Raw genomic sequence first — 25,239 nt, 5'->3', positions numbered from 1 at the left:
GCCGGGTCGTCGTTTCCGTTCGTGTGCATCACCATCGCTGCGGTCGCCGCGGCGAGGCCCATCGCCAACCGCGACGGGGGCTCCGCTAGATGGCTACCACCGTGCGGAACGGCTAGCGGAACATGCCGCGCACCGTCCGCAGGACGGCGAAGCGCACCAGTTGCTTGAACAGTTGCTTGAACTGCTCCACTCTCGTCTGCTCGCAGCCGGACGGCGGGCAGGGCGGCGCGGTCACGTCAGCCCCCGAGGCGGGAGAAGCCGAGGCGGGAGAAGCCGAGGCAGGAGCAGCGGAGGCGGGGAAAGCCGAGGCGGGAGCGGCGGAGGCGGGAGCGGGAGCGGCTCCCGTGGGGCTCGACCCGGGCGCGGCACCGCTGATGCTCGACGAGGGCACGGCGCCGGTGACGTTCGACGAGGGCGCCCCACCGGTGCCGCTCGTTGGTGCGGCGGTGCCGCTCGATGCCGGGGTGGCGGCGGCGGGGGTGGTGCGTGGCCCTGGCGTGGCGGCGGTGGCGCTCGGCGCCGAAGCGGCGGCGGCGGCGCTCGGCGCGGGCGCGGCGCCGGTCATGAACGGCACGGCGTGGGCGCCGGTGACGAGCGGCGCGGCGGCCAGGCCGAGCAGCGTGGCGGCGGCCACGGTGACGACAGCGCGCCGGAGGGCGGGCGTGCGACGCATGGATGTTCTCCCTCGATGGCGGTCGGGCGGATCGAGGGGAGGGCGGCACCGCGGCCGCCTGCGGGGGTTCTACCGCCCGATCACCGCGCCGCAATCGCCGCCGTGGTGAAAATCGGGGTCAAAGGATCATGACCGGCGCGCCAGGTCTGCCGTCCGCGGGCGGCGGGGTGGTGATCCGGCGGGACCTACGTGCATGCGTGCGGTCCCGCCCCGGTCTGCGGTCATCGATCAACCGGCCGCCACCTGCGGGTTTCGGTGGGGAAAGACCCAAGGAAGCTTTGCGTCGCAGGCCGCGCCGAGCCGTCGGCCCATGCCTACCCTGTGAAGGACAGAGCGCCTTTCGGCGCGGTCATAGGGACACTCGATCCGGCGATCCGGCCACGACACCGGCCCGCCGGATCCCCCGGGAAGTGATCTGTTGATGCTCAAGCGCCTGCTCCTGATCACCGCGCTGGCGGCGCCGGTACTCGCCGTCGGGACGGCGGCCGGTCCGCTCGCCGCCGCTGATGTCACCGCCCCCGCGATCTCCGACCAGCAGGCCGTGGGCAGGACGTGCGTAGCCGGCCGACCGTGCGGCTCGCACGAGCGGTGGGCATGGAAAGGCGGGTGCCTGTACTGCGTCAGTGACGACGGGACGTGGCTCCTGCAGTCGTGCGACAAGAACTCGAAGCACTGACGACTCCTCCCACCCCCGTGCGGTGGTCTAGGCTCCGGCTGTGCGAGATCACGAGGATGACCCGCGTCCCGCCCGCGGCGCGGTGAGGGAGATCTATTCGGTGGACCGGGCGGCGAGCCTGGCCTACTCCCCCGACCTGGACGGCATGGCCGACCCCGGCGAGATCGTGTGGGCGTGGGTGCCGTACGAGGAGGACGCCGCGCGGGGCAAGGACAGGCCGCTGCTGATCGTCGGCCGCCATGGTCGCAGGCTGCTCGGCATGATGCTGTCCAGCCGCGGCGACGACGGCCCGGAGTGGCTGGAGATCGGCTCGTGGGGCTCCGACGGCCGGGTGTCCTACCTGCGTCTCGACCGGGTGTTCGCGCTGGACGAGGACGACATCAGGCGGGAGGGGGCGGTCCTGCACCCTGACAGGTTCGCCGTGGTCGCCAAGGTGCTCATGCGGACCCACGGCTGGGCGGCCGACGGCTGACCCCAGCCGGGGCGGGACGGCGGGCCGGTCAGACCTGGCGCCATTCGGCGATGTCGCCGGGTTCGTGCAGGCAGTAGTCGGGGGCGCCCTGCAGCGCCTTCTCCTCCCCGCCGGGCGTGTAGGTGACGATCAGCCGCAACGGCCGCCACGTCGTGTTGAACGTCGAGTGGAACGCTCCCGCCGGGATGTGCACGGTGTCGCCCTCCCTGATCGGGAACGGCTCCCCGTCGTCGACCATCTGCATCGCCTCCCCGGAGATGACGTAGATGATCTCCTCGGCGTTGGGGTGGTTGTGCCGGGCGTGCCCCCGGCCCGGGTTGACGATGACCTCGCCGAGCGTGCTGGCCGCCCCCGGGATCGCGGACGGCGTGACGAACCACTTGATGGACCCCCAGTCGAAGGTCATCGTCGGGACGTGGGACGGGCTCACGAGCATCTAGATCTCCAGATTCTTGAAGGCGGCCACCTGCCGCGTGATGGCGATCTCGGTGGGCAGCCGCTCGACGGACGAGGCGCCGAAGAAGCCGACGACCCCCTTGGTGCGCGACAGCACGTACGCGGCGTCGGCCGGCTCGGCGATCGGCCCGCCGTGGCACAGCACCAGGATGTCCGGCCTGACCGCCGCCGCGGCGTCGCGCATCTCCTGCACGGCGGCCACGGCCTCGTCGAGCGACAGGGCCGTGCCCGCGCCGATCGAGCCCTTCGTGGTGAGGCCGACGTGCGGCACCAGAACGTCGGCCCCCGCCTCGGCCATGGCGCGGGCCTGCGCGGCGTCGAAGACGTAGGGGGCGGTGACGAGGTCGCGTTCGTGCGCCAGCCGTACCATCTCGATCTCGAGGTCGAAGCCCATGCCGGTCTCCTCGAGGTTCTGCCGGAACACCCCGTCGTACAGGCCGACGGTGGGGAAGTTCTGCACGCCCGCGAAGCCCATCGCCTTGAGCGAGTCGAGGAAGCGCGGCATCACCCTGAACGGGTCGGTGCCGCAGACGCCCGCCAGCACGGGCGTGTCCTTGACCACGGGCAGCACCTCGCCCGCCATGTCGACGACGATCTGGTTGGCGTCGCCGTACGGCAGCAGCCCCGCCAGGGAGCCGCGCCCTGCCATCCGGTAGCGCCCCGAGTTGTAGATGATGATCAGGTCGACGCCGCCGGCCTCGGCGCACTTGGCCGACAGGCCCGTGCCCGCGCCGGCGCCGATCACCGGCCGGCCTTCGGAGACGGTACGGCGGAGCCGTTCGAGTACGGTCTGGCGGTTCATCCCTCACCCCTGATCAGGTCGTGCAGCCGGTCGGCCATCGCGCGGCCGAAGGCCGGGTCGTTGATGTGCAGGTCGAGCCGGGTCGTGTCCGGGTAGGCGGCCAGCGCGGCGAAGCAGGCGTCGTCGGCCTTCTGGTCGTGGAACGGCATGCCGGGCGCGTCGAGCGCGGAGACGCCGCGCAGCGGCACGAACAGCGCGGCCGGACCGGTCGCGGCGGCGAGCTTGGCGGCGACGCGGCGGCCCAGCTCGGCCATCTCCTCGGGAGTGGTGCGCATGAGTGTGACGGTCGGGTTGTGCACGTGGAAGTCGCGCCCCTCGAATCGCGGGGGCACCGTGTCGGCCGGCCCGAAGTTGACCATGTCGAGCGCGCCGGGGGCGACCACCTGCGGGATCGCGCGGCGTCCGGCCGCGGTCAGCCGGTCGGGCCCCGCCGACAGGACGCCGCCGACGAGGTCGTCGGCCAGTTCGGTGGTGGTGAGGTCGAGGACGCCGGCGAGCAGGCCGCTGTCGGCCAGGCCCTCCAGGGCCCTGCCGCCGGCGCCGGTGGCGTGGAAGACGAGCACCTCGTAGCCGAGCTCGGTGAGGCGTTCGCGGGCGGCGTCGACGGCGGGCGTGGTCACGCCGAACATCGACGCGGCAACCAGCGGCCTGTCGTCAGCCCGCGCCGTCCCGATCGCCGCCTTCGTGCCCGTGCCCGCCCCCGTGCCGGCGTCCGTGCCCGTTCCCATGCCTGTGCCCATGCGTGGGCCGCGCACCGCCGCCGCGGCCTCGGCCGCGGTGCGGGCGGCGTAGGCCGCCGCCATGCCCGCGATCCCCGCCGCCGCGTTGCCCAGGACCAGGCGTGAGACCCGGTTGATGCCCGCGATGTCGACCACGCTGTACATGATCGTGACGTCCTTCGCCCCGACATACGGCGAGACGTCCCCAGCGGCCATGGTGGACACGATCAGCTTCGGCAGCCCGATCGGCAGGTCCCTGACGGCCCGCGCGGCGATGGCCGACCCTCCGCTGCCACCCACGGCGAGCACGCCGTCGACGCGGCCCTCCTCATGCAGCTCGGCCAGCACCCGGGCGGCGCCCTCACCCATGGCGGTGACCGCTGCGCCCCGGTCGCCCGCCGCGCGCAGGGCGGCCACGTCGGCGCCCGCCGCGGCGGCGACACGCTCGTTGGAGATGTCCTCGGCCGAAGCGGAGGCGGGCGCGCCGAAGGCGCTGCCGGGGCCCGTGCTCTCCGGGCCGAGGCCCACGTCGACGACGATCGCCTCGGCGCCGAGGTCGGCCAGCCGCTCCCGCAGCCAGCCGTACTCGATGCCCTTGGTGTCGAGTGTGCCGATGAGTACCACTGCCATTCCGCGCACCTCCGCTCCGCGCCGCCCCCTCGGCCAACCTAACCCTTTTGAGATCATCGAGGTATGAGGATCACCGTGATCGGGAGCGGAATCGTCGGCGCGGCCGCCGCCTACCACCTGGCCCACCGCGGTGTGGCCGTGACCGTGGTCGACGCGGGCCGCCCCGGCGCCGCGACACCGGCGGGCGCGGGCATCGTGTGCCCGTGGATGGACCACGAGGACGACGAGGCCTGGTACCTGCTGGCCCGCGAGGGCGCGCGCCACTACACGGACCTGCCGCCGGCGGCGGGCGGCCACGCCCGGGTGGGCGCGCTGCTGGTGGCGCGGGACCGGGCGGAGCTCGAGCCGGTGCGCGCGCTGCTGGCCGCCAGGCGTGCCGGCGCGCCGGAGATGGGCGAGGTCACCGCGGTCGACCGGCCCGCCGAACTGTTCCCGCCGCTCGATCCCCGGCTGAAGGCGCTGCTGGTGCCGGGCGCGGCGCGCGTCGACGGGCGCGCGGTGCGCGACGACCTGCTGGCAGCCGCGGTACGGCGGGGCGCGGCCCCTACCTCCTGGGTTTCCCCGGAGGGCGGGTGGTGATGGGCGCGACGGTGGAGGAGGCCGGCTTCGATCCGCGGACTACGGTCGCGGGCGTGACCGAGGTGCTGTCCGGCGCGATGGCCGTGGCCCCCGGGCTGGGCGCCGCTACTCCGGTGGAGGCGCGGGTCGGGCTGCGTCCCGTCATGGCCGCGGGCCGGCCGCTGATCGCCAGGGTCGCCAACGGAGTGGTGGTCGCGACCGGCATGAGCGCCTACGGGCTGACCGCGGGCCCCTACGCGGGCCTGCTGGCCGCCACGCTCGCCATGGGCGAGAAGCCTCCGCTCGACCTGGCGCCCTACGGTCTATGATCGGTGACTCCCCCAGCGATCCGAGGGGGATGACGTGCGCGCTCTGGCGCTCGCTGCCGTGGCCTTCCTGCCGGCCGGGTGCGGGGCGCCCGCCCTGGTGCCGACGGCCGGAACGTCACCGCCGGTGATCGAACCCGCCAGGCCCGGCGTCCGCCCGGAGATCCCTCGCGCCCAGTCCGCCCCGCGCCGCCGCCCCGACCACGCCCGTCCCGATCGCGCCCGGCTCGACCAGGCCCGCCTCGATCAGGCCAGTCCCGGCGTCCTGCCCGCCCTGCCCCTCCTGCCAGGTCTGCCCGGCCCAACCGGCCCGACCAGCCCCGCCAGCCCGACCGGCCCGATCAGCCCGACCGGCCTGACCAGCCCCGCCGGTCTGCTCGGCCTGTCCCTACCGCCGGGCCTGCGCCCTGACCGGCCCACCTGGCCCGGCCCCTCCCGCCAGTCCGGCCGGCACGGCCTGCGCGGCTGGCCCCGTCTGCCCGGCCGGTACGGCCTGCCTGGCCTGACCCGCATACCCGATCAGCCTCCCGTCCCGCCCGAACTGACCTACACACCCGGCCGGCCTCCCGCCCTACCCGGACTGGCCCACATGCCGGGCCTGCTTCCCGCCCTACCCGGACTGGCCCACATGCCGGGCCTGCTTCCCGCCCTACCCCGCATGCCCGCTCTACCCCGCATGCCCGATCGGCCTCCCGCCCCGCCCGGACTGGCCCACATGCCGGGCCTGCTTCCCGCCCTACCCCGCCTGCCCGATCAGCCTCCCGCCCCGCCCGGACTGGCCCACATGCCGGGCCTGCCTCTCGCCCTACCCCGCATGCCCGGTCGGCCTCTCTCCCTGCGTGGCCTGTCCCGTCTCTCCGGTCTGTTCGGTCTGTCGGGCTTCGGAGCCGAAGCGAACGGCCTGCCCAGCAGCGATGTGGAGCCGTTCGGCCGGGGTGGCCGCCGGTCCCTGCCGCCCGGCGGGAGTGGCCGCGAAGCCGTCCCGTACGGCCGGACCGCTCGCGAGGCCCAACCGTTCGGCCAGGTCGGGCGCAAGGTCGTGCCGTTCGGGCCGACCAGTCGCGGGATCGCACCCTACGGCCCGAACCATCGTGAAGCCTCGCCGTTCGGGCCGACCGGTCGCGGGATCGCACCGTACGACCCGATCCATCGTGAAGCCGTGCCGTCCGACCCCACCGGACACTGGTTGGTGCCGTTCGGCCAGGTCGGGCGCGGGGTCGTCCCCTATGGCATGGCCGGTGCGGACGTGGGGCGCGCCGGAGCCGCTCGCGAGGAGGCCACGCCGTACGTCAGGGTGCCCAGGAGGGGCAGTGGCGCCTACCGGGTGGTCGCGGGCGGCGCCGCGCCGAGGAAGGGGCGCGGACCGGTGGTCCGCTACCTCGTGGAGGTGGAGGGCGGCCTCCCTTTCGCTCCCGCCGCGTTCGCCGCAACCGTGCACGCCACGCTGAACGACCCGCGCAGCTGGGGCAGGTTCCGCCGGGTCGACCACCCGCCGGTACGGCTGAGCGTCGCGCTGACCAGCCCGCTGACCACCGACGCGCAGTGCCTGCCGCTGCGTACCGGCGGCGAGCTGTCGTGCTGGAACGGCCGCAGGTCGGTCATCAATGCGTTGCGCTGGGCGGTCGGCGTCCCGTCCTATCGCGGCGATCTGACCGCCTACCGGCAGTACGTGATCAACCACGAGGTCGGGCACGGGCTCGGCCATTCCCACGCGCACTGTCCCAGCAGGGGGTTGCCCGCGCCGGTCATGGTGCAGCAGTCGAAGTCACTCGAACGCTGCCTGCCGAACCCGTGGCCGCGCCCGCCGGCGGGGAATGGTTGACCTGACGGAGGTCCTCGGGCCCGAGGTTCTCCGGCCCTTGGGACGTGCGTGTCCTCCTCCCGGCCGTCCCGTGGGAGCGCTCCTGGCCGTCCCGTGGGAGCGCGGTCGAAGGGAGACTTTCATGATCGTCGTTGGTGTCGACGGTTCGCGCGCCGGTCTGGAGGCCGTCGCCTGGGCGGCGAACGAGGCCGCGCTGCGGGACGTGCCGCTGCGGGTGGTGCACGCCATCCACCGCTGGGCGGCCGAGGCAGGGCCCGGCCGTTACGCGGAGGTCGCGCAGTGGATGCGGCAGGGCGCCGAGACCGTGCTGGCCGCCGGTGTCGAGACGGCCCGCCGCCTGCAGCCGCAGCTGAAGGCGGAGGCGAAGATCCTGCCCGGTGATCCCCGCGAGGCGCTGATCCGCGAGAGCGAGCGGGCCGATCTGCTGGTGGTCGGCAACCACGGGCTGAGTGCCGTGCGCGGGCTGCTGGTGGGCTCCGTCGCCTACGGCGTGGCCGGGCACGCCGCCTGCCATGTCGTGGTCGTGCGGGAGAACCCGGCCGCCTCGAGCGGGGAGATCCTGGCCGGCCTCGACAGCTCCCCGCGCGGCGGGCCGGTGCTGGAGTTCGCGTTCGGGGAGGCGGCGCTGCGCGGGGCGGAGCTGCGCGTCCTGCACGTGTGGAGCAGGCACGAGGCCGGCGGCCGGATCCCGCCGTCGCGCGGGGGCGGCTCGGTCGAGGAGAGCCAGCTCAGGCAGCTGGAGGAGACGCTGGCCGGCCGGCGCGAACGCTATCCGGACGTCACCGTCATTCCCGAGGTCGTCAAGGGCCATCCCGTCGACGCGCTGACGGAGGCGGCGCGCGGCGCCGACCTGCTGGTGATCGGCTCGCGGGGGCGCGGCGGGCTGGCGGGGATGGTGCTCGGCTCGGTCTCCCACGCCCTGCTCCACCGCGCGCCGGGCCCGGTGGCGGTCGTCCGCACCCCGGCCTGACCCGGGCGGCGAACGGCCCCGCCGCGGGCGCGTCCACCCGCCCGCACCACCGGCGCGCCCCGATGGCCGGGCCACGATGACCCTCGCCAGATGACAGCCGCGACCGTCCCCGGATCAACCGCGATGACCCTCGCCAGAGGGACAGCCGCGACCGCCTCCGAACCGACCGCGATGACCGTCGCCAGAGGGACAGCGGCGACCGCCTCCCGATCGACAGTGGCGGGCGTTCGCGCAGCTCGCCGGAGGTTTCGCGGATGGATCCCAACTTTGCGAAATTTCCGACATCTGTTTTCTTTCGGCCGTCTCGCCCTGGCGTACGGTCGGTAAACGGGGGACGTTCCAGCACGAGAATCAAGAAGCGCGCAACGTGGGGGAAGTGGTCCGCTATGGACCAGACGGTCCTGGCCTCCGTCTCGGAGGTCTTCGCACGCCGCGTAGAACCCGCTTGCGGCCTCGCCGACGAGGCCGAGAAGGTGGCACGTGCCTGTCACGCCATGGCGACGCGATTCCACGGCGGTGGCAGGCTCATCGTCTTCGGCAACGGGGAGTCCGCCACCGACGCCCAGCACATCGCGGTCGAGTTCGTGCATCCGGTGATCGTCGGCAAGCGCGCGCTGCCGTCGTTCTCGCTGACCGGCGACGTGGCCGCGATCACGGGGATCGCCGCCGAGGCCGGGTTCGACGAGGTCTTCGCCCACCAGCTAAGGCACCTGGCGGCGGGCCAGGACATGGCGCTGGGCGTCTCGCCGTTCGGGCACTGCGTGAACGTGCTGAAGGCGCTGGAGAGCGCCAGGGAGCTCGGCATGCTGACCCTGGCACTGGTGGGCGGCGACGGCGGGCAGATCGCCCGCAGCCCCTCGGTCGACCACGTCCTGATCGCCCGCTCCACCGATCCGCGGATCATCAAGGAGGTGCACGTCACCACGTACCACATCCTGTGGGAGCTGGTTCACGTGTTCTTCGAACAGCCTGGCGTGCTCGACCCTCAGGTGGTCGCATGAGCGCCGACGGGAGGGCCTGCCACGAGGAGGTGTGCGTCACCTGCTCCGACGAGGCGGTGCCGGTGACGGTGGTCAGGCTGCTGGAGGACGGCCTGGCCGTGGTGGACACCGGGCAGGGCACCGAGGAGGTGAGCGTGGCCCTGGTGACGGCCCGGGTCGGTGACACGGTCCTGGTGCACGCCAAGGAGGCCATCGCGGTGGTCGTCGAGGAGGGCCCGACGTGAGTGAGCCGATGGAGTCGCTGTACCCGTTCCTCTACTCGGGCGGGAGCGATCTGGACGCCGTGCTGACCGCGGTGCGCCAGTCCACGGTCGACAAGGCCGGCGAGATCGTCGCCCTGCGCCAGAGCGTCCTCGAGCGCGACGGCGCCCGGATGGCCGCCTGCGCGCAGGTCATGGCCGCCGCCTTCGAGGCGGGGGCGCGGCTGTTCGCCTTCGGCAACGGGGGCAGCTCCACCGACGCCCAGGACGTGGCCGCCCTGTTCCTCAACCCGGGCTCGCTCGGCACGGGGCAGGCCGCCCGGCCGCTGCCCGCGTTCGCGCTGACCGCGGACGTGGCGGTGGTCACGGCGCTGTCGAACGACATCGGGTTCGAGGTGGTCTTCTCCCGGCAGCTGGCCGCCTCGGGCCGCGCGGGGGACATCGCGTTCGGGCTGTCGACGAGCGGCAACTCCCGCAACCTCATCGCCGGATTCCAGGAGGCGGACAGACGCGGCATGATCACCGTTGGGCTGGCCGGCTACGACGGCGGCCAGATGGCCGAGCTGGGCACGATCGACCACCTGTTCGTGGTCCCGTCGTCCTCGGTGCACCGCATCCAGGAGGCCCAGACCACGGTCTACCACGCGCTCTGGGAGCTCACCCAGGACGCGCTCGGGCGGCGGGGCGCGGTGCCGCCGCCGCGTTCCAGCTGAACACCAGACCCGCGAGGTGGTGAGGCGCATGAGCGCGCCGACCGAGTCGCAAGAGACCACATCACAGGCACAGGAGGAGCCTCTCCTCCACATTCTGTGGATCAACGCGGGGTTGAGCTGCGACGGCGACTCCGTCGCGCTCACCGCTGCGACCCAGCCGAGCATCGAGGAGATCGCGCTCGGGGCCCTGCCAGGTCTGCCGCGGATCGCCGTGCACTGGCCGCTGATCGACTTCGAGTGCGGCCCCATGCAGGGCGCCGACGTCTTCATCGAATGGTTCTACAAGGCCGACCGCGGCGAGCTGGACCCGTTCGTGCTGGTGGTGGAGGGCTCGATCCCCAACGAGTCGATCAAGAGCGAGGGTTACTGGTGCGGGTTCGGCAACAACCCTGAGACCGGTCAGCCGATGACCACCAGCGAGTGGCTGGACCGGCTCGCGCCCAAGGCGACGGCCATCCTGGCCGCGGGGACGTGCGCGACCTACGGCGGCATCCACGCGATGGCCGGCAACCCGACCGGCGCCATGGGCGTGGCCGACTACCTCGGCTGGGACTGGCGCTCGAAGGCCGGTCTGCCGATCGTCAACGTGCCCGGCTGCCCGGTCCACCCCGACAACCTGTCGGAGACCATCCTCTACCTGCTCTACCAGGTCGCCGGGCAGGCCCCGATGATCCCGCTGGACGAGGCGCTGCGCCCCACGTGGCTGTTCCAGCAGACGGTGCACGAGGGCTGCGACCGGGCCGGCTACTTCGAGCAGGGACAGTTCGCCACCGAGTACGGCTCGCCGAAGTGCCTGGTCAAGATCGGCTGCTGGGGTCCGGTGGTGAAGTGCAACGTCCCCAAGCGGGGCTGGATCAACGGCATCGGCGGCTGCCCCAACGTCGGCGGCATCTGCATCGCCTGCACGATGCCCGGCTTCCCCGACAAGTTCATGCCGTTCATGGACGAGCCGCCCGGAGCCAAGATCTCCTCGACGGCCAGCGAAGCCTACGGTGCGATGATCCGCACCCTGCGCCACGTCACCCAGCGCACCGTCGACAAGGAACCCAGGTGGCGCCGGAAGGGCCGCGAGCTGCTCACGGGCTACAGGGCCCCTTGGTAACCCCAGCGAGGCTGACATGACGACCACACCACAGCAGGCCGGCGAGGAACTCGTCGAGATGGCATGGGATCCGATCACCCGGATCGTCGGAAGCCTGGGCATCTACGCCAAGGTGGACTTCAGGAACCAGCGGGTCGCCGAGTGTTACAGCACCTCGTCGGTCTTCCGCGGCTACAGCATCTTCATGAAGGGCAAGGACCCCAGGGACGCGCACTTCATCACCAGCAGGATCTGCGGGATCTGCGGCGACAACCACGCGACCTGCTCGGTCTACAACCAGAACATGGCCTACGGGGTGCGGCCGCCGCACCTCGGCGAGTGGATCATCAATCTGGGCGAGTCGGCCGAGTACATGTTCGACCACAACATCTTCCAGGAGAACCTGGTCGGGGTCGACTACTGCGAGAAGATGGTCCGCGAGACCAATCCCGGCGTGCTGGAGCAGGCCGAACGCACCGAGGCGCCGCACGCGGGCGAGCACGGCTACCGGACCATCGCCGACATCATGCGCTCGCTGAACCCGCTCGAGGGCGAGTTCTACCGCGAGGCGCTGCAGGTCAGCCGTACCACGAGGGAGATGTTCTGCCTCATGGAGGGCAGGCACGTGCACCCCTCCACGCTCTACCCCGGCGGCGTCGGCACGGTGGCCACCGTGCAGCTGTTCACCGACTACCTGACCAGGCTCATGCGCTACGTGGAGTTCCTCAAGCGCGTGGTGCCCATGCACGACGACCTGTTCGACTTCTTCTACGAGGCCATCCCCGGCTACGAGCAGGTCGGCAGGCGGCGGGTGCTGCTGGGCTGCTGGGGCAGCCTCAACGACCCGGAGTACTGCGACTTCACCTACGAGAACATGAGCGACTGGGGCCGGCGCATGTTCGTGACCCCGGGCGTCGTCATGGACGGCAGGGTCGTCACCAACGACCTCGTCGACATCAACCTCGGGATCAGGATCCTGCTGGGCAGCTCGTACTACGACGACTGGGAGGACCAGGAGCCGTTCGTCACCCAGGACCCGCTGGGCAACCCGGTCGACATGCGGCATCCGTGGAACCAGCACACCATCCCGCATCCGCGCAAGCGCGACTTCACCGACAAGTACAGCTGGGTCATGTCGCCCCGCTGGTTCGACGGCAAGGAGATGCTCGCACTGGACACCGGGGGCGGCCCGCTCGCGAGGCTGTGGTCCACGGCGCTGTCCGGACTGGTCGACATCGGCTACGTCAAGGCCACGGGCCACAGCGTGCTCATCAACCTGCCGCGTTCCGCCACCAGGCCCGAGACGACCTTCGAGTGGAAGATCCCCGAGCGCGGCGGGGAGCTGTACTCCAACACCATCGAACGCAACCGGGCCAGGACGTACTTCCAGGCCTACGCCGCGGCGTGCGCGCTGTACTTCGTCGAGCAGGCGCTGGCCGAGGTGCGCGCCGGACACACCAAGACCTGGGCGCCGTTCACGGTGCCCGAGGAGGCGATCAGCTGCGGCTTCACCGAGGCGGTGCGGGGCGTCCTGTCCCACCACATGGTGATCAGGAACGGCAAGATCGCCAACTACCACCCCTATCCTCCGACGCCGTGGAACGCCAGCGTCCGCGACTCCTACGGCACGCCGGGGCCGTACGAGGACGCCGTGCAGAACACGCCGATCTTCGAGGAGAACGCGCCGGAGAACTTCAAGGGCATCGACATCATGCGGACGGTCCGCAGCTTCGACCCGTGCCTGCCGTGCGGGGTCCACATGTACCTGGGCGGCGGCAGGCAGTTGCGCAAGCTGCACAGCCCGCACGCCTTCGGCGGGTCCTGACGGGGTGGTGCGATGCCTGGGAGGATCGAGGCCGTCACGGCAGGCGAGCGGGTGGAGGTGCTGCTCGCCGAGCTGGGCGCGCTCAGCGACGAGGCCATCCGCGACAAGGCCGAGGAGCTGGTGCGGGTGCTGGTCGAGCTGTACGGCGCGGCGCTGGAGCGCATCATGGAGGTCGTCGCCGAGTCCGGGGAGGCCGAGACGCTTCGCCGGCTCGTCGCCGACGACCTCGTCTCCGGCCTGCTCGTGGTGCACGACCTCCACCCGCTGAGCACCGAGGAGCGGGTGCGGGCGGCTCTCGAGGGGGTCCGGCCCTACCTCGGCAGCCACGCGGGCGACGTGGAGCTGGTCGGCATCGAGGAGCCGGGCGTCGTACGGCTGCGCCTGGCGGGCACCTGCCACGGCTGTCCCTCCTCGCGGGTCACGGTGACGTCGGCGATCGAGCAGGCGATCGCCAGGGCGGCGCCTGAGGTGGCCCGCGTCGAGGTGGACGGCGTGGTCGAGCCGGGCGAGCAGCTGTACCAGATCCAGACGCACCCGCCGCCCGGACCCTGTCCGGTGCCGGAGGGGGCGCTGCCATGAGTACCGGGCTGCGGCGCTTCCGCGAGCCGCGCCCCGCCGGGGTTCCGGTCGCGGGCGAGCGCTGCGAGCTGTGCGCCGAACCGATCGACGCCGGGCACCGCCATGTGGTCAACGTGGAGAGCAGGGCCCTGATGTGCGCGTGCCGCGGCTGCTACCTGCTGTTCACGGTGCCGGGCGCGGCCATGGGCCGGTATCTGGCGGTGCCGGACCGTTACCTGTACGCGCCGCGCTTCGCCATGTCCGTCGCCGACTGGGACGAGTTGCAGATCCCGGTGCGCATGGCGTTCTTCTTCCACAACTCGGCGCTGGGCCGTACGGTCGCCTTCTATCCGAGCCCCGGCGGGGCGACCGAGTCGCAGCTCTCCCTGTCGACGTGGGAGAGGATCATGGCGGCCAACCCCGCGCTGGCCGACGCCGCCCCCGATGTCGAGGCGCTGCTGGTGGACCGGCGGCCCGGCGGCTTCGTGTGCCACCTGGTGCCCATCGACGCCTGCTACGAGCTGGTCGGCCTGGTCAGGACCACGTGGAAGGGCTTCGACGGCGGTCAGGAGGCCTGGCAGGCCATCGACGCCTTCTTCGGCGAGCTGCGGGCGCGCAGCCGCGAGGTGGGGACCGAGCATGGCTGACCTGGGTTTCACCTGCCTCGACGCCCGTGCCGACCGGTTCGCGGCGGCGCCGACGCTGCGTTTCCCGCTGCGCGTCAGCGAGGCGGGCGGCGGCGCGGTGCACGCCGTCGCGCTGCGCTGCCAGATCCGCATCGAGCCCCAGCGGCGCCGCTACTCCGCCGCCGAGGCCGAGCTGCTCACCGATCTGTTCGGCGCGCCGTCGCGCTGGGGAGAGACGCTTCGGCCGCTGCAGTTCGCCACCGTCTCGCTCATGGTGCCGGGATTCACCGGGTCGACGGAGGTCGATCTGCCGGTGCCGGTCTCCTACGACCTGGAGGTGGCGGCGGGCAAGTACTTCGCCGCGCTCGACGACGGCGAGATCCCGCTCCTGCTGCTCTTCAGCGGCACCGTCTTCGCCAGGACGCCCACCGGCTTCGCCGTGGAGCAGGTGCCGTGGGACCGCGAGACCCGCCACCGGCTGCCCGTCGCGGTCTGGCGGGAGCTGATGGACCGCTACTTCCCCGGGGAGGGATGGCTGCGGCTGCGCACGGACACGCTGCGCGCCCTGCACCTGTTCAAGTCCGCCCATGCGCTGGCGACGTGGGACGACACCGTGGAGGCGCTGCTGGCGCGGGCGAAGGAGGCGACGTCGTGACCATGTCGATGCGGATCGCCCGTGAGGTCGCCGACGCGGTGCTCTACGAGGGGTACCTGCTCTACCCCTACCGGGCCTCGGCCACCAAGAACCAGGCGCGCTGGCAGTTCGGGGTGCTGGTGCCGCCGGCCTACACCGCGACGGCCGAGCACCCCGTCTGCCAGACCGAGTGCCTGCTCGAGGTGGCCCCCGGCGCCGAGGACGCCGTGGTGCGGATCGACCTGCGCTTCCTGCAGGTCCGCTCCAGGACCGTCGAGCGCGCCGAGGCCGGCGGGCACCGCCCCGTCCCCGCGCTCGAGATCGCCGGGCAGACCTACCTCACCTTCGACGAGGCCGTGGAGCGGGAGCGTGACACGGTGGTGGCGCTGGAGGAGGTGCTGGCCGCCGAGAGGACCTACGACGTGGGCCACCCGGGGGCGCGTGCGGTGGAGCCGCTGACCGGCCCCGGCGGCGAGCCGCTCGGCCGGATCGTGCGTGAGGACCGGCGTCTCGACGCCGTGCTGCGGGTGCGGGCCGAGCGGGTGGACGGGCCGTACGGGCTGGTGAGGCTGCGCGTCCGGGTCGAGAACACCACGGAGTGGGACGATCCCGACGCCTCCAGGGACGACGCGCTGCACTGCTCGCTGATCGCCGCGCACACGCTGCTCGAGGCCGGGTCGGCGGCGTTCGTGTCCCTGCTCGACCCGCCCGCCTGGGCGGCGGCCGCGGCGGCGGCGTGCGAGAACCTGCGCACCTGGCCGGTGCTGGCCGGCGAGCCCGGACGGCGTGACGTGATGCTGTCCGCGCCGATCATCCTGTACGACCACCCGTCCATCGCGCGGGAGAGCCCGGGCGACCTGTTCGACGCGACCGAGATCGACGAGTTGCTCAGCCTGCGCACGCTCGCCCTCACCGATGCGGAGAAGCGCGAGGCCAGGGCCACCGACCCGAGGGCCGCCGAGATCATCGACCGGGTGGGCGACCTCCCGGCGGAGGTGCTCGAACGGCTCCACGGCGCCGTCCACCGGCTGCATCCGGCCGCGCAGGCCGCTCCGCCGTGGTGGGATCCGGGCTCCGACCGGTCGGTCTCGCCCGAGAGCGACAGCGTCGTGGTCGACGGGGTGACCCTCGCCAGGGGCAGCGCCGTGCGCCTGCTGCCGGCGCGCGGCGGCTCGCGCGCCCGCCGGGCCGACGCCCACGACATGTTCCTGGCCGGGCGGCGGGCGACGGTCGAGGCGGTGTTCCTCGACGTGGACGGCGAGCGCCACCTGGCGGTGACGCTGGACGACGATCCGGGCGCCGACCTGCTGCGCGAGCAGGGCCGGTTCCTCTACTTCGCGCCCGACGAGGTGGAGCCCCTGACGGGCGGGCAGGAGGGCGGATGAGCCGGAAGGTCCTGGTCGCGGGGGTCGGCAACGTCTTCCTCGGTGACGACGGCTTCGGCGTCGAGGTCGCCAGGCGGCTGCTGTCGGAGGGCGGTCTGCCGGCCGAGGCGGTCGTGGCCGACTTCGGGATCCGCGGCGTGCACCTGGCCTACGAGCTGCTCTCCGGCTACGACGAGATGATCATGATCGACGCGCTGCCGATGGACGAGCCGCCGGGAACGCTGGCGGTCCTGGAGCCGGCGCTCGACGAGCACGGGCCCGCCGACGACGTGCTCGCCCGGGCGGCTCTCGCCGACGCCCACGGCATGACCCCCGAGGCGATCTTCGGCCTGATGCGGGCCTACGGGGTCACGATCGGCCGCGTGGTCATCGTCGGCTGCCAGCCCGCCGACGTCTCACCTGGCATGGAGCTGAGCGAGGCGGTCGCGCGAGCGGTGCCGCGCGCCGCCGGGCTGGTGCGCGAACTTTTCGGACCGCGACAGGAAGGAAGGCCCGACGATGCTGAAGCGTCTGCTGATCGTGCTGTGCGTGGCCGTGCTGGCCGTGCTGGTGTGGCAGTCGATACCCGACATCAAGCGCTACCTCCACATCAGGGGGATGTGAGCCGTGCATGAGTTCGGGATCGCCGCCTCGGTGCTCGACGCCGTGGAACGCCGGGCCGTCGGGCGACGGGTGGCACACGTCAAGGTCCGCGCCGGCGCGCTGCTGCGCATCACCGGGCCGGCGCTCGACCAGGCCTTCTCCCTCGTCGCCCAGGGGACGGTCGCCGACGGCGCCACGATCGACCTGACCGTGGTGCCCGTCCAGCTCACCTGCAGGACCTGCGGGCGCCACGAGGAGACGGCCGACGCGCTGGCCGTGTGCGGCGGCTGCGGCGGCGACGACGTCGACCTGCGCGGCGGCGACGCCCTGGTCCTCGAATCGATCCAGATGGCGGAGGGACACCATGTGCCTGGGAATCCCCGGTGAGATCGTGGAGATCCTGCCGGACCACGCCGACCTGGCCAAGGTCGACGTGAGCGGGGTACGGCGGGCCGTCAACATCGGCCTGCTGGAGAACGAGCGGCTCCAGCCCGGCGACTGGATCCTCATCCATGTCGGCTTCGCGCTGTCGAAGATCGACGAAGAGGAGGCCAGGGCCGCGCTGGACTTCCTGGAGGGCATCGGCCAGGCCTACGACGACGAACTGGCGGCGCTTCGAACGTCATCGATCGACCGGGGGTGAGGCGCGATGCGCTTCGTCGACGAGTACCGCGACGCCGAGAAGGCACGCGCCCTCTCCGCCAGGATCGCGAGCCTGTGCGAGCCGGGCCGGGCCTACAAGTTCATGGAGGTGTGCGGCGGCCACACCCACACCATCTACAAGCACGGCCTGGAGGACTACCTGCCCGAGACCATCACGCTGGTGCACGGGCCCGGCTGCCCGGTGTGCGTGATCCCGATGGGGCGGGTGGACGACGCCATCCACATCGCCGAGCAGCCCGACGTCGTCATGACCTCCTTCGGGGACATGATGCGGGTCCCGGGCGGGCGCGGCTCGTTCTTCGACTCCATGGCCCAGGGTGCCGCGATCCGCATGGTCTACTCGCCGCTGGACGCGCTCAAGGTGGCCAGGCAGAACCCGGACAAGCGCGTGGTCTTCATGGCCATCGGCTTCGAGACCACGGCGCCGTCCACCGCCATGACGGTGCTGCGGGCGGCGGCAGAGGGCCTCGGCAACTTCTCGGTCTTCTGCAACCACGTGACGATCATCCCCGCGATCAAGGCCATCCTGGACTCGCCCGACCTGCGGCTGGACGGCTTCATCGGCCCTGGTCACGTCTCGACCGTCATCGGCTGCCGGCCGTACGAGTTCATCGCCCGCGACTACGGCAAACCGCTGGTCGTGGCGGGCTTCGAACCGCTGGACATCCTGCAGTCGATCTACATGCTGCTCGTGCAGCTGGCCGAGGGCCGCTCCGAGGTCGAGAACCAGTACGCGCGCGTGGTGCCCTGGGCGGGCAACCTCACAGCGCTCAAGGTCATCAACGAGGTGATGGAGCTGCGTCCGTACTTCGAGTGGCGGGGTCTCGGCTTCATCTCCCACTCCGCGCTGAGGATGCGGGAGAAGTACGCCGCCTTCGACGCCGAGCAGATCTTCGAGATCCCCGGCGGCAGGGTGGCCGATCCGAAGGCCTGCCAGTGCGGCGAGGTGCTGAAGGGCGTGCTCAAGCCGTGGGAGTGCAAGGTGTTCGGCACCGCCTGCACGCCGGAGACGCCGATCGGCACCTGCATGGTCTCCTCCGAGGGCGCCTGCGCCGCGTACTACAACTTCGGCCGCTTCTCGCGCGAGCGGGTGAGGGAGGCGACGCGGTGACCGGCGTGGAGAGGACGGGCACCGACCGGGCCCGCCTCGGCGGGACGGACCTCGGCGGAACGGGCATCGGCGGCACCGCCGACTGGGCGGAGGCGGCCGTGCGCGAGCACGCGGCCGAAGCCGAGGGACCCAGCCGCGAGGAGCAGGTGCTCGAACGGATCGACCGGGCGCGCCGCCGCAAGGCCAGGGTCAAGGAGGAGCACATCACCATGGCCCACGGCTCGGGCGGCAAGGCGACGCAGACGCTGGTGGAGGCGGTCTTCCTGGAGTCGTTCCGCAACCCGCTGCTCGAGCCGCTCGAGGACGGCGCCGTGCTGGACGTCGGTACGGCCAGGCTCGCCTTCACCACCGACTCCTACGTGGTGTCGCCGCTGTTCTTCCCCGGAGGGGACATCGGCGACCTGGCCGTCAACGGCACCGTCAACGACCTGTCGGTGTGCGGCGCCCGCCCGCTGTACCTGTCGGCCGGATTCGTGCTCGAGGAGGGCTTCCCCGTCGAGGACCTGCGGCGCATCACCGCCTCGATGGCGGCGGCGGCCGCCGCCGCGGGCGTGCTCATCGTGACCGGGGACACCAAGGTCGTGCAGAGGGGCAAGGCCGACGGCTGCTACGTCAACACCGCCGGTGTCGGGCTGATGGACCGGCGCTTTGACCTGGGGGTCTCCCGCGCGCGTCCCGGCGACGCGATCCTGGTGTCGGGACCGATCGGCGAGCACGGCGTCACCATCATGCTCGCCAGGGGTGAGCTGGACATCGAGGCCGACCTGACGTCGGACACCGCGCCGCTGAACGGCCTGACCGCGGCGCTGCTCGACGCGTGCGCCGGCGAGGATGACGGCGCGGGCGCCGGTGAGGACGGTGGCGGGGCCGGCGGCGGGGGCGCGGTGCGCTGTCTGCGCGACGCCACCCGCGGCGGGGTCGCGACGATACTCAACGAGATCGCGCGCGCCTCGGGCGTGGCCGTGGTCGTCGACGAGGAGGCCGTCCCGGTACGGCCGGGCGTGCGCGGCGCGTGCGAGTTGCTCGGCATCGACCCGCTCTACGTCGCCTGCGAAGGCCGCATGGTCGTGGTCGTCGACGGCGCGGCGGCCGACACCGCCCTTGCGGCCCTGCGAGGGCACCCGCTGGGCGAGGGCGCCGCGCTGGTCGGCCACGTCAAGGACGATCCGGCGGGTCTGGTGCTGCTGAAGACCGCCTTCGGCGGCACCCGCATCGTCGACCTGCTGGTCGGCGACCCGCTCCCCCGCATCTGCTGATGACTTCTGACGGAGGTGCTGAACATGTCAGAGCCCCGCGAGCCCGAGGACCAGCACGGGTTCTCTCCCGACGTCGGACGCGGGAGCGAGGAGGCCCGCCAGGCCGGTGACCGTGCCTTCACGCCCGAGCGGGCCGCTCCGCCCGGCGAAGGGCGGGCGCCGTCCGAGGAGGAACGCGCCGGTGTCTCCGCCACCGACACCGAGCCGGGCACACCGCACGGCGTGGGCGAGAGCACCTCCAGGCGGGCGGAGGAGATCGCCAAGGAGGAAGAGGAGGCCGGAAGGGAGACGATCGGGGTGAAGGGCGAGTCGGGCCGGCCGTACGGCGGCTCGAGCGCCGAGGACTCCACGGGGGTGGGGCCGCAGGAGCCGCAGGACGGGGAGAGCCCGACCCTGCCCTCGGGCGACCAGGGCGGCTGACCCGCGCCGCTCAGCGAAGCCGGTCGCGGGCCGCGGCGACGGCGGCCTGTCCCAGGCTGATCCCGCCGTCGTTCGGCGGCACCCGCCGGTGCGTCAGGACGTGGAAGCCGCGCTCCTCCAGCAACGCCGTGGCCCGCCCGAGCAGCAGGAGGTTCTGGAACACCCCGCCCGACAGCGCCACCGTGGACGGGCCGCCGGCCTGCCGTAGCCGGGTGCAGCCGTCGGCGACGGCAGCCGCGATCGCGTTGTGGAACCGGGCGGCTGTCACTGCCCGGTCCGTGCCCGCCCGCACGTCCTCCACGACCGCCCGGACCAGTTCGGCGCCGGGCACGACGAACGGCTCCTCCCCCACCAGGCGGCACGGGTAGGCGCCGTCCTCGGCCTGGTCGGCCCACTGTTCCAGCTCGATGGCGGCCTGGCCCTCGTAGGTGATCGCGTCGCGCTCGCCGACGATCGTCGCGACGGCGTCGAACAGCCTGCCCATGCTGGAGGTGGGAGGGGCGCCGACGCCGCGGCGGGCGAGCGCGACGACGGCCGCCCAGCGCTCCGCGTTGCGCCGGACGACGTCGAGGCCGGCCGGCACGTCGCCGTCGTAGGCCAGGTCGAGGTGGGCGGCGGCCATGCGCCACGGCTGCCTGATCGCCGCCGCGCCGCCGGGCATCGGCACCGTCGCCAGGTGGCCGGCCCGCCGGAAGCCGGTCAGGTCCGCGATCAGGAACTCGCCGCCCCACAGCGTGGCGTCCTCGCCGTAGCCGAGCCCGTCGAAGGCCACGCCGATGACCGGCCCCGCGACGCCGTTGTCGGCCAGGCACGAGGCGACGTGCGCGTGGTGGTGCTGCACGGCGACCAGGTCGAGGCCGTCCCTGGCCAGCGCGTACTTGGTGGACAGGTACTCCGGGTGCAGGTCGTGCGCCAGCACCTCGGGGACGATGTCGAACAGCCGCCCGAAGTGCTCGACGCCCTCGGTGAAGGAGCGCAGCGTCTCGTAGTTCTCCAGGTCGCCGATGTGGTGGGAGACGAAGGCGTGCCCGTCCCTGGCCAGGCAGAAGGTGTGCTTGAGTTCGGCGCCGCAGCCGAGGACGGGCCGCGGGAAGGGCCAGGCCAGCTCGAGCGGCTGGGGCACGTACCCCCGGGAGCGCCGCACGGGCAGCGCCTCGCCGCGGAAGACGCGTACCACCGAGTCGTCGGTGCGCATGTGGATGCGCCGGTCGTGGGTGAGGAAGGCGTCGGCGATGCCGCCCAGCCTGGGCACGGCCTCCTCGTCGACGTACACGATGGGTTCGTCGCAGACGTTGCCGCTGGTCAGCACGATGGGGGTGGCGAGCCGGCGGAGCAGGAGGTGGTGCAGCGGGGTGTAGGGCAGCATCAGGCCGAGCCAGTGGTTGCCGGGGGCCACCGGGGCGGCCACCTCGGCGTCCGGACGGCGGCGCAGCAGCACGATCGGGCGGGCCCGGCAGGTGAGCAGGCGCTCCTCCTCCCCGCCGACCTCGCACAGCAGGCGGGCGGCGGCCAGGTCGGGCACCATGACGGCGAACGGCTTGTCCTCCCTGTGCTTGCGGCGGCGCAGCGCCGCGACCGCGCTGTCGTCGGCGGCGACCGCGGCCAGGTGGTATCCGCCCAGCCCCTTGATCGCCAGGACGGCGCCGCCGGCCAGCAGCCGCGCCGTGCCCTCCACGGGATCGCCGTCGACCTGCCGCCCCTCGCGGTCGAGCAGCCGCAGGCCGGGCCCGCAGGCCGGGCAGCACACCGGCTGGGCGTGGAAGCGGCGGTCGGCCGGATCGTGGTACTCGCGCGCGCAGTCAGCGCACATGGCGAAGGCGGCCATCGTGGTGCGGGCCCTGTCGTACGGCACGCCGCGGACGATCGTGAAGCGCGGCCCGCAGTTGGTGCAGTTGGTGAAGGCGTAGCCGTGGCGGCGGTCGGCCGGGTCGTCCATCTCGCGCAGGCAGTCGGCGCAGGTCGCCACGTCGGGTGAGACGAGCGCCCGGCGCCGCCCGCCGGTGGCGCTGCCCGCGATGACGAAGCCCGCCTGGCCCGTGGCGGGGATGGCCCCCGTGCTGATGCGCTCGATCGAGGCCAGCGGGGGCGGGCTGGCGCGCAGCGTCGCCAGGAACTCCTGGACCCGGGCGTGCGCACCCTCGACCTCGATGAACACCCCCCGCTCGTCGTTGCCGACCAGCCCGTCGAGGCCGAGCCCGGTGGCCAGGCCGTACACGAAGGGCCGGAACCCGACCCCCTGCACGACGCCTTCGACCAGGACCATGGCGCGGACACGCCTGCTCACCTCCTCATTGTCCGTCCGGACCCGGACGGGCGAGAAGCGGGGGGCGGCAAGGGAAAGTTGGTTATGGTCGTACAGAACCGTCGACAAGGTCTGTGCTCAAATGAAGCTTCCAGGCCGGCGCACCTGACGTGCGCATCGTCGAGGCGAACACCGGGAAACCCATGGAAAGACGCAAGCATCTGCGCGGCATCGTCCAGCGGCGCGCCACGGACCTCGCAGGCGAGCTCGACCACCAGCTGGCCGAGTGGTCGCGGCGTACCGGGATCGCCGTCGAGACTTGGGCGTTGCCCTCCGAGCGGGTGCCCAGGCGGGTGGTCGAGGCGGTTCTGGGCTGCTTCGCCGAGGCGCTGTCCAACGTCGAGAAGCACAGCGGCGCGCGGGTCGTCTCCGTCGCCGTGACCGTAGGCGACAAGGGGCTGCGCCTCACGGTCAGCGACGAGGGAAGGGGTTTCGTCGGGCCGGCCGCCGGCCGCGGGATCGTCGCGATGCGCGCGCACCTGGCGTCCGTGGGCGGACGCTGCACCGTCACCAGCACCCTCGGCGGCGGCACGACGGTCAGCGGGGTGATCCCGCGCGCCGCCCTGCGCGGCCTCTAGCGAGGCGGGCGGGCCGTCAGGTGTGCTCGGAGATCAGGATCCCGCTGGTCGACGGCTCCAGCGCCTCGAAGACGTGCGGCAGGTCTCCCGGATAGGAGATGTAGTCGCCGGGACGCAGTTCCACCGGCTCGTCGACGACGCCCACCAGCGCCCGGCCGGTGGCCAGGACGACGTGCTCGATGACGCCGGGCATGTGGGGATCGGAGGAGCGCACGGTGCCGGGTTCGGCCTCGATGCGGTAGATGTCGCGGCGGGCGGCCGGGGGGCTGGCGGCCAGCAGGACGGCCCGGTAGTCGGCCTGCGCCGAGGCGACCGCCACGCCCTCGTCCGACCTGATCACCCGGACCCGCGGCCGGGGCGGGTCGATGATCTGGGAGAACGGCACGTTCAGCGCCGTCGACAGCGCCCACAGGGTCTCGAGGCTGGGATTGCCCTGTCCGGACTCCAGCTGGGAAAGGGTCGACTTGGCGATGCCGGCCCGGCGGGCCACCTCGGTGAGGGACAGGCCGGCGGCGCCGCGCTCGCGGCGCAGGGCGGCCGCGATGGATTTCATGGGAACGTCCCGCTCCATGCGTTCAGAATATCATCCAGCCGTTCGATTTGACGAACACGGACAGAAGTGTTCATTCTGGACTCCATGCGTTCGATAGTACGAACACTCGACCGCGGGCTGCTGCGCGACATCGCGCTGGTGAGCCTGGCGATCGGTGTGGTCGGCATCTCCTACGGGGCGACCGCCGTGGCGGCCGGCTTCCCGCTGTGGCTGCCGGCGATCCTCGGCCTGCTCGTACTGGCCGCGGGCTCCGAGTTCCTGTTCATCGGGATCATCGCGGCGGGCGGCAGTCCCATCGCCGCGGTGGTGGCCGGGCTCGCGGTCAACGCGCGCCACCTGCCGTTCGGGCTGGCCCTGCCCGACGTGCTCGGGCGCGGCTGGCGGCGGCTGCTCGGCACCCACCTCATGAACGACGAGTCGGTCGTCTTCGCCCTCTCGCAGGAGGAGCCCGCGCGGAAGCGGGCCGCCTACTGGGCCTGCGGGATCGGCATCCTGATCTGCTGGCCGCTCGGCGCCGTGACCGGCGGCCTGGCCGGGGCCCTCATCGACGACACCGGGGCGCTGGGGCTCGACGCGATGTTCCCGGCCGTCCTGCTGGCGCTGGTCCTGCCGGCCCTGCGGGACAGGGACAAGCGCCACGCGGCGCTGGCCGGCGTCGTCGTCGCCCTGGCCGCCACGCCGTTCCTGCCCGCGGGGCTGCCCGTGCTGCTCTCGCTGGCCGGGCTGGCGCTCATCGCCACACGTGCGGAGGCCTCCCGATGAACAGCCCCGTCGTGCTGGTGGCCGCGGCGCTGGTGCTCGCCGCGGGCACGTTCGCCTTCCGGCTGGCCGGCCCCCTGCTGCGTGACCGTGTCACCTTCCCGCCCCGGATGGAGCGGCTCATGGCGGCGGGCGCCGTCGTCCTGCTGGCCGCGCTGGTGGCCACGACGACCCTGACCGAGGAGGGGGGTCTGGCGGGTGTCGCCAGGGTGGCGGGCGTCGCGGTCGCCGGGGTGCTCGCCTGGCGCAGGGCGCCCTTCCTGGTGATCGTCCTGTCCGCGGCCGCGGTCACCGCGGGGCTGCGGCTGCTCGGCGTGCCATGACCGCCGGCCGCGGTCACCGCGCTCGTGCTCCATGGAGGATGCGCACCAGGCCGATCTCGGCGACGTTCTTGGTCAGCTCCACGTTGAGCCAGCCCGCCACGTCGGCCAGCGTCTGCTCCTGCCCCCACAGCCCGGCGGTCCGGTCGGCGGAGTCGAGGTCGGCGTCGGTCAGCGACGACAGCCGCTCCTGCCAGTCCGCCTTCAGCCCGCGCAGCCACTCGGCCGCCGCGCCGGCGCCACCCGGCCAGATGATCTCCTCGCGCGGTGGCGCGCCGTCGCCGAAGCAGTGCCCGAGCGTGGTCGTCCACCAGAAGCCCATGTGCCAGGTCAGCCAGCCGATCGTGACCGCCGGCACCGGGTCGGGCTCGGGCACCTGCCAGTCGGCCACCCACCGGCCCCGACCGTCCTGACGCACGCTCCAGCAGTGCGGCGCCGGCTCCCACAGGCACAGCGCGTCGTCGATGTCCTTGAGGTGGTGGTCGAACAGCGCCCAGGCGATGTCGAGCTGGCGCAGGAGGAGGTCGATACGGGCCACAGTCATGCGCGGGAGTCTGGCAGCGACGGC

At 72.7% G+C, this 25,239-nt stretch carries 31 protein-coding genes; 24 read left to right on the top strand and 7 right to left on the bottom strand.

Annotated elements, in window-relative coordinates; translation table 11 throughout:
• Window positions 1-112: 112 nt before the first annotated feature.
• The gene (locus ACWENQ_RS18230) at window positions 113-673 is read right to left on the bottom strand and encodes a hypothetical protein (RefSeq protein WP_452415215.1); all 561 of its coding nucleotides are present in this window, start codon (window positions 671-673) and stop codon (window positions 113-115) included.
• A gap of 421 nt (window positions 674-1,094) precedes the next feature.
• Between ACWENQ_RS18230 and ACWENQ_RS18225 the strand changes: the two genes are divergently transcribed.
• Both ACWENQ_RS18225 and ACWENQ_RS18220 read left to right on the top strand, forming a co-directional pair.
• The gene (locus tag ACWENQ_RS18225; protein WP_449922475.1) at window positions 1,095-1,349 is read left to right on the top strand and encodes a hypothetical protein; all 255 of its coding nucleotides are present in this window, start codon (window positions 1,095-1,097) and stop codon (window positions 1,347-1,349) included.
• A 40-nt stretch (window positions 1,350-1,389) separates the two neighbouring features.
• Window positions 1,390-1,821, top strand: a complete 432-nt coding sequence (locus ACWENQ_RS18220; protein WP_449922476.1) for a type II toxin-antitoxin system PemK/MazF family toxin — start codon at window positions 1,390-1,392, stop codon at window positions 1,819-1,821.
• Between the two features lie 28 nt (window positions 1,822-1,849).
• Here the strand turns inward: ACWENQ_RS18220 and ACWENQ_RS18215 are convergent, their stop codons facing one another.
• Genes ACWENQ_RS18215 through ACWENQ_RS18205 form a run of 3 tightly spaced genes read right to left on the bottom strand, consistent with a single transcriptional unit; the run spans window position 1,850 to window position 4,428 of the window.
• A complete protein-coding gene (locus tag ACWENQ_RS18215; RefSeq protein WP_452415213.1) occupies window positions 1,850-2,257 on the bottom strand; it encodes a cupin domain-containing protein in 408 nt (135 codons plus the stop codon).
• Window positions 2,258-3,079 carry a phosphoenolpyruvate hydrolase family protein gene (locus ACWENQ_RS18210; RefSeq protein WP_354922272.1) on the bottom strand — a complete coding sequence of 274 codons (822 nt, stop codon included), beginning with the start codon at window positions 3,077-3,079 and terminating at the stop codon, window positions 2,258-2,260.
• On the bottom strand, window positions 3,076-4,428 hold the full coding sequence (locus ACWENQ_RS18205) for a Tm-1-like ATP-binding domain-containing protein (protein ID WP_452415211.1): 1,353 nt from the start codon (window positions 4,426-4,428) through the stop codon (window positions 3,076-3,078). The genes ACWENQ_RS18210 and ACWENQ_RS18205 overlap by 4 nt, the downstream gene beginning before the upstream one ends.
• Window positions 4,429-4,491: 63 nt before the next feature.
• Here ACWENQ_RS18205 and ACWENQ_RS18200 point away from each other — a divergent pair, with 63 nt between their 5' ends.
• The 19 genes from ACWENQ_RS18200 to ACWENQ_RS18110 all read left to right on the top strand — a co-directional run bounded on the left by ACWENQ_RS18200 (window position 4,492) and on the right by ACWENQ_RS18110 (window position 20,159).
• Window positions 4,492-5,007, top strand: coding sequence for an NAD(P)/FAD-dependent oxidoreductase (locus ACWENQ_RS18200; RefSeq protein WP_452415209.1), 516 nt, complete (start codon window positions 4,492-4,494; stop codon window positions 5,005-5,007).
• 53 nt (window positions 5,008-5,060) lie between these two features.
• Complete coding sequence (locus ACWENQ_RS18195) at window positions 5,061-5,315, top strand: FAD-dependent oxidoreductase (RefSeq protein ID WP_452415208.1); 255 nt, start codon at window positions 5,061-5,063, stop codon at window positions 5,313-5,315.
• A gap of 34 nt (window positions 5,316-5,349) precedes the next feature.
• Window positions 5,350-7,134, top strand: coding sequence for a DUF3152 domain-containing protein (locus ACWENQ_RS18190; protein ID WP_452415206.1), 1,785 nt, complete (start codon window positions 5,350-5,352; stop codon window positions 7,132-7,134).
• A gap of 121 nt (window positions 7,135-7,255) precedes the next feature.
• Window positions 7,256-8,104: a universal stress protein gene (locus ACWENQ_RS18185; protein ID WP_452415204.1), complete on the top strand. Its 849-nt coding sequence runs from the start codon at window positions 7,256-7,258 to the stop codon at window positions 8,102-8,104.
• A 386-nt stretch (window positions 8,105-8,490) separates the two neighbouring features.
• Window positions 8,491-9,105: a D-sedoheptulose-7-phosphate isomerase gene (locus tag ACWENQ_RS18180; RefSeq protein WP_452415202.1), complete on the top strand. Its 615-nt coding sequence runs from the start codon at window positions 8,491-8,493 to the stop codon at window positions 9,103-9,105.
• Entirely contained in the window at window positions 9,102-9,329 is a 228-nt protein-coding gene (locus tag ACWENQ_RS18175) for a HypC/HybG/HupF family hydrogenase formation chaperone (RefSeq protein ID WP_354922254.1), read from the top strand. The genes ACWENQ_RS18180 and ACWENQ_RS18175 overlap by 4 nt, the downstream gene beginning before the upstream one ends.
• Window positions 9,326-10,018 (top strand): D-sedoheptulose-7-phosphate isomerase, encoded by a 693-nt coding sequence (locus tag ACWENQ_RS18170; protein WP_452415200.1) that lies wholly within the window; start codon window positions 9,326-9,328, stop codon window positions 10,016-10,018. The genes ACWENQ_RS18175 and ACWENQ_RS18170 overlap by 4 nt, the downstream gene beginning before the upstream one ends.
• A 28-nt stretch (window positions 10,019-10,046) precedes the next feature.
• Entirely contained in the window at window positions 10,047-11,120 is a 1,074-nt protein-coding gene (locus tag ACWENQ_RS18165) for an NADH-quinone oxidoreductase subunit B family protein (RefSeq protein WP_452415199.1), read from the top strand.
• 16 nt (window positions 11,121-11,136) lie between these two features.
• The gene (locus ACWENQ_RS18160) at window positions 11,137-12,924 is read left to right on the top strand and encodes a nickel-dependent hydrogenase large subunit (protein ID WP_449922497.1); all 1,788 of its coding nucleotides are present in this window, start codon (window positions 11,137-11,139) and stop codon (window positions 12,922-12,924) included.
• 12 nt (window positions 12,925-12,936) lie between these two features.
• Window positions 12,937-13,503 (top strand): NifU family protein, encoded by a 567-nt coding sequence (locus ACWENQ_RS18155; RefSeq protein WP_452415197.1) that lies wholly within the window; start codon window positions 12,937-12,939, stop codon window positions 13,501-13,503.
• Window positions 13,500-14,129, top strand: a complete 630-nt coding sequence (locus ACWENQ_RS18150; RefSeq protein WP_452415196.1) for a DUF5947 family protein — start codon at window positions 13,500-13,502, stop codon at window positions 14,127-14,129. The genes ACWENQ_RS18155 and ACWENQ_RS18150 overlap by 4 nt, the downstream gene beginning before the upstream one ends.
• Window positions 14,122-14,763 carry a DUF6084 family protein gene (locus tag ACWENQ_RS18145; RefSeq protein ID WP_449922501.1) on the top strand — a complete coding sequence of 214 codons (642 nt, stop codon included), beginning with the start codon at window positions 14,122-14,124 and terminating at the stop codon, window positions 14,761-14,763. Before ACWENQ_RS18150 ends, ACWENQ_RS18145 begins: the two co-directional genes overlap by 8 nt.
• 2 nt (window positions 14,764-14,765) lie before the next feature.
• Window positions 14,766-16,127, top strand: a complete 1,362-nt coding sequence (locus ACWENQ_RS18140; protein ID WP_449922823.1) for a hypothetical protein — start codon at window positions 14,766-14,768, stop codon at window positions 16,125-16,127.
• Window positions 16,124-16,741 (top strand): hydrogenase maturation protease, encoded by a 618-nt coding sequence (locus ACWENQ_RS18135; RefSeq protein WP_449922503.1) that lies wholly within the window; start codon window positions 16,124-16,126, stop codon window positions 16,739-16,741. The genes ACWENQ_RS18140 and ACWENQ_RS18135 overlap by 4 nt, the downstream gene beginning before the upstream one ends.
• The gene (locus ACWENQ_RS18130; protein ID WP_452415194.1) at window positions 16,734-17,096 is read left to right on the top strand and encodes a hydrogenase maturation nickel metallochaperone HypA/HybF; all 363 of its coding nucleotides are present in this window, start codon (window positions 16,734-16,736) and stop codon (window positions 17,094-17,096) included. The genes ACWENQ_RS18135 and ACWENQ_RS18130 overlap by 8 nt, the downstream gene beginning before the upstream one ends.
• A complete protein-coding gene (locus tag ACWENQ_RS18125) occupies window positions 17,074-17,352 on the top strand; it encodes a HypC/HybG/HupF family hydrogenase formation chaperone (protein WP_449922507.1) in 279 nt (92 codons plus the stop codon). The genes ACWENQ_RS18130 and ACWENQ_RS18125 overlap by 23 nt, the downstream gene beginning before the upstream one ends.
• Before the next feature lie 6 nt (window positions 17,353-17,358).
• Entirely contained in the window at window positions 17,359-18,483 is a 1,125-nt protein-coding gene (gene hypD, locus ACWENQ_RS18120; RefSeq protein ID WP_449922509.1) for a hydrogenase formation protein HypD, read from the top strand.
• Window positions 18,480-19,739, top strand: a complete 1,260-nt coding sequence (gene hypE / locus ACWENQ_RS18115; protein ID WP_449922511.1) for a hydrogenase expression/formation protein HypE — start codon at window positions 18,480-18,482, stop codon at window positions 19,737-19,739. Before hypD ends, hypE begins: the two co-directional genes overlap by 4 nt.
• Window positions 19,740-19,763: 24 nt before the next feature.
• Window positions 19,764-20,159, top strand: a complete 396-nt coding sequence (locus ACWENQ_RS18110) for a hypothetical protein (protein WP_452415193.1) — start codon at window positions 19,764-19,766, stop codon at window positions 20,157-20,159.
• 10 nt (window positions 20,160-20,169) lie between these two features.
• On the opposite strand, the gene hypF is transcribed toward ACWENQ_RS18110, so the two are convergent.
• Entirely contained in the window at window positions 20,170-22,443 is a 2,274-nt protein-coding gene (hypF, locus tag ACWENQ_RS18105) for a carbamoyltransferase HypF (protein ID WP_452415191.1), read from the bottom strand.
• Window positions 22,444-22,604: 161 nt separating this feature from the next.
• Between hypF and ACWENQ_RS18100 the strand changes: the two genes are divergently transcribed.
• Entirely contained in the window at window positions 22,605-23,039 is a 435-nt protein-coding gene (locus tag ACWENQ_RS18100) for a sensor histidine kinase (protein ID WP_449922517.1), read from the top strand.
• Between the two features lie 16 nt (window positions 23,040-23,055).
• Here the strand turns inward: ACWENQ_RS18100 and ACWENQ_RS18095 are convergent, their stop codons facing one another.
• Window positions 23,056-23,592 carry a helix-turn-helix domain-containing protein gene (locus tag ACWENQ_RS18095; RefSeq protein WP_354922212.1) on the bottom strand — a complete coding sequence of 179 codons (537 nt, stop codon included), beginning with the start codon at window positions 23,590-23,592 and terminating at the stop codon, window positions 23,056-23,058.
• Window positions 23,593-23,676: 84 nt separating this feature from the next.
• On the opposite strand from ACWENQ_RS18095, the gene ACWENQ_RS18090 reads away from it, so the two are divergent.
• Together ACWENQ_RS18090 and ACWENQ_RS18085 are read left to right on the top strand one after the other, a co-directional pair.
• Window positions 23,677-24,354, top strand: coding sequence for an AzlC family ABC transporter permease (locus ACWENQ_RS18090; RefSeq protein WP_449922521.1), 678 nt, complete (start codon window positions 23,677-23,679; stop codon window positions 24,352-24,354).
• The gene (locus ACWENQ_RS18085; protein WP_354922206.1) at window positions 24,351-24,674 is read left to right on the top strand and encodes an AzlD domain-containing protein; all 324 of its coding nucleotides are present in this window, start codon (window positions 24,351-24,353) and stop codon (window positions 24,672-24,674) included. The genes ACWENQ_RS18090 and ACWENQ_RS18085 overlap by 4 nt, the downstream gene beginning before the upstream one ends.
• A 13-nt stretch (window positions 24,675-24,687) precedes the next feature.
• On the opposite strand, the gene ACWENQ_RS18080 is transcribed toward ACWENQ_RS18085, so the two are convergent.
• A complete protein-coding gene (locus ACWENQ_RS18080; RefSeq protein WP_452415190.1) occupies window positions 24,688-25,215 on the bottom strand; it encodes a DinB family protein in 528 nt (175 codons plus the stop codon).
• Window positions 25,216-25,239: the final 24 nt, after the last annotated feature.

Source organism: Nonomuraea sp. NPDC004354 (assembly GCF_053602555.1).
The sequence above is the reverse complement of the archived record's forward strand: the minus strand, read 5'-3'. Positions and strand labels throughout refer to the sequence as shown.

Excerpts from the sequence above, each read along its gene's own strand:
- ACWENQ_RS18230 (WP_452415215.1), bottom strand. The coding sequence starts at position 673 with ATGCGTCGCACGCCCGCCCTCCGGCGCGCTGTCGTCACCGTGGCCGCC.
- ACWENQ_RS18225 (WP_449922475.1), top strand. The coding sequence starts at position 1,095 with ATGCTCAAGCGCCTGCTCCTGATCACCGCGCTGGCGGCGCCGGTACTC.
- ACWENQ_RS18215 (WP_452415213.1), bottom strand. The coding sequence starts at position 2,257 with ATGCTCGTGAGCCCGTCCCACGTCCCGACGATGACCTTCGACTGGGGG.
- ACWENQ_RS18210 (WP_354922272.1), bottom strand. The coding sequence starts at position 3,079 with ATGAACCGCCAGACCGTACTCGAACGGCTCCGCCGTACCGTCTCCGAA.
- ACWENQ_RS18205 (WP_452415211.1), bottom strand. The coding sequence starts at position 4,428 with ATGGCAGTGGTACTCATCGGCACACTCGACACCAAGGGCATCGAGTAC.
- ACWENQ_RS18200 (WP_452415209.1), top strand. The coding sequence starts at position 4,492 with ATGAGGATCACCGTGATCGGGAGCGGAATCGTCGGCGCGGCCGCCGCC.
- ACWENQ_RS18185 (WP_452415204.1), top strand. The coding sequence starts at position 7,256 with ATGATCGTCGTTGGTGTCGACGGTTCGCGCGCCGGTCTGGAGGCCGTC.
- ACWENQ_RS18180 (WP_452415202.1), top strand. The coding sequence starts at position 8,491 with ATGGACCAGACGGTCCTGGCCTCCGTCTCGGAGGTCTTCGCACGCCGC.
- ACWENQ_RS18175 (WP_354922254.1), top strand. The coding sequence starts at position 9,102 with ATGAGCGCCGACGGGAGGGCCTGCCACGAGGAGGTGTGCGTCACCTGC.
- ACWENQ_RS18165 (WP_452415199.1), top strand. The coding sequence starts at position 10,047 with ATGAGCGCGCCGACCGAGTCGCAAGAGACCACATCACAGGCACAGGAG.
- ACWENQ_RS18160 (WP_449922497.1), top strand. The coding sequence starts at position 11,137 with ATGACGACCACACCACAGCAGGCCGGCGAGGAACTCGTCGAGATGGCA.
- ACWENQ_RS18155 (WP_452415197.1), top strand. The coding sequence starts at position 12,937 with ATGCCTGGGAGGATCGAGGCCGTCACGGCAGGCGAGCGGGTGGAGGTG.
- ACWENQ_RS18150 (WP_452415196.1), top strand. The coding sequence starts at position 13,500 with ATGAGTACCGGGCTGCGGCGCTTCCGCGAGCCGCGCCCCGCCGGGGTT.
- ACWENQ_RS18145 (WP_449922501.1), top strand. The coding sequence starts at position 14,122 with ATGGCTGACCTGGGTTTCACCTGCCTCGACGCCCGTGCCGACCGGTTC.
- ACWENQ_RS18140 (WP_449922823.1), top strand. The coding sequence starts at position 14,766 with ATGTCGATGCGGATCGCCCGTGAGGTCGCCGACGCGGTGCTCTACGAG.
- ACWENQ_RS18135 (WP_449922503.1), top strand. The coding sequence starts at position 16,124 with ATGAGCCGGAAGGTCCTGGTCGCGGGGGTCGGCAACGTCTTCCTCGGT.
- ACWENQ_RS18125 (WP_449922507.1), top strand. The coding sequence starts at position 17,074 with ATGTGCCTGGGAATCCCCGGTGAGATCGTGGAGATCCTGCCGGACCAC.
- hypD (WP_449922509.1), top strand. The coding sequence starts at position 17,359 with ATGCGCTTCGTCGACGAGTACCGCGACGCCGAGAAGGCACGCGCCCTC.
- ACWENQ_RS18110 (WP_452415193.1), top strand. The coding sequence starts at position 19,764 with ATGTCAGAGCCCCGCGAGCCCGAGGACCAGCACGGGTTCTCTCCCGAC.
- ACWENQ_RS18100 (WP_449922517.1), top strand. The coding sequence starts at position 22,605 with ATGGAAAGACGCAAGCATCTGCGCGGCATCGTCCAGCGGCGCGCCACG.
- ACWENQ_RS18095 (WP_354922212.1), bottom strand. The coding sequence starts at position 23,592 with ATGAAATCCATCGCGGCCGCCCTGCGCCGCGAGCGCGGCGCCGCCGGC.
- ACWENQ_RS18090 (WP_449922521.1), top strand. The coding sequence starts at position 23,677 with ATGCGTTCGATAGTACGAACACTCGACCGCGGGCTGCTGCGCGACATC.
- ACWENQ_RS18085 (WP_354922206.1), top strand. The coding sequence starts at position 24,351 with ATGAACAGCCCCGTCGTGCTGGTGGCCGCGGCGCTGGTGCTCGCCGCG.
- ACWENQ_RS18080 (WP_452415190.1), bottom strand. The coding sequence starts at position 25,215 with ATGACTGTGGCCCGTATCGACCTCCTCCTGCGCCAGCTCGACATCGCC.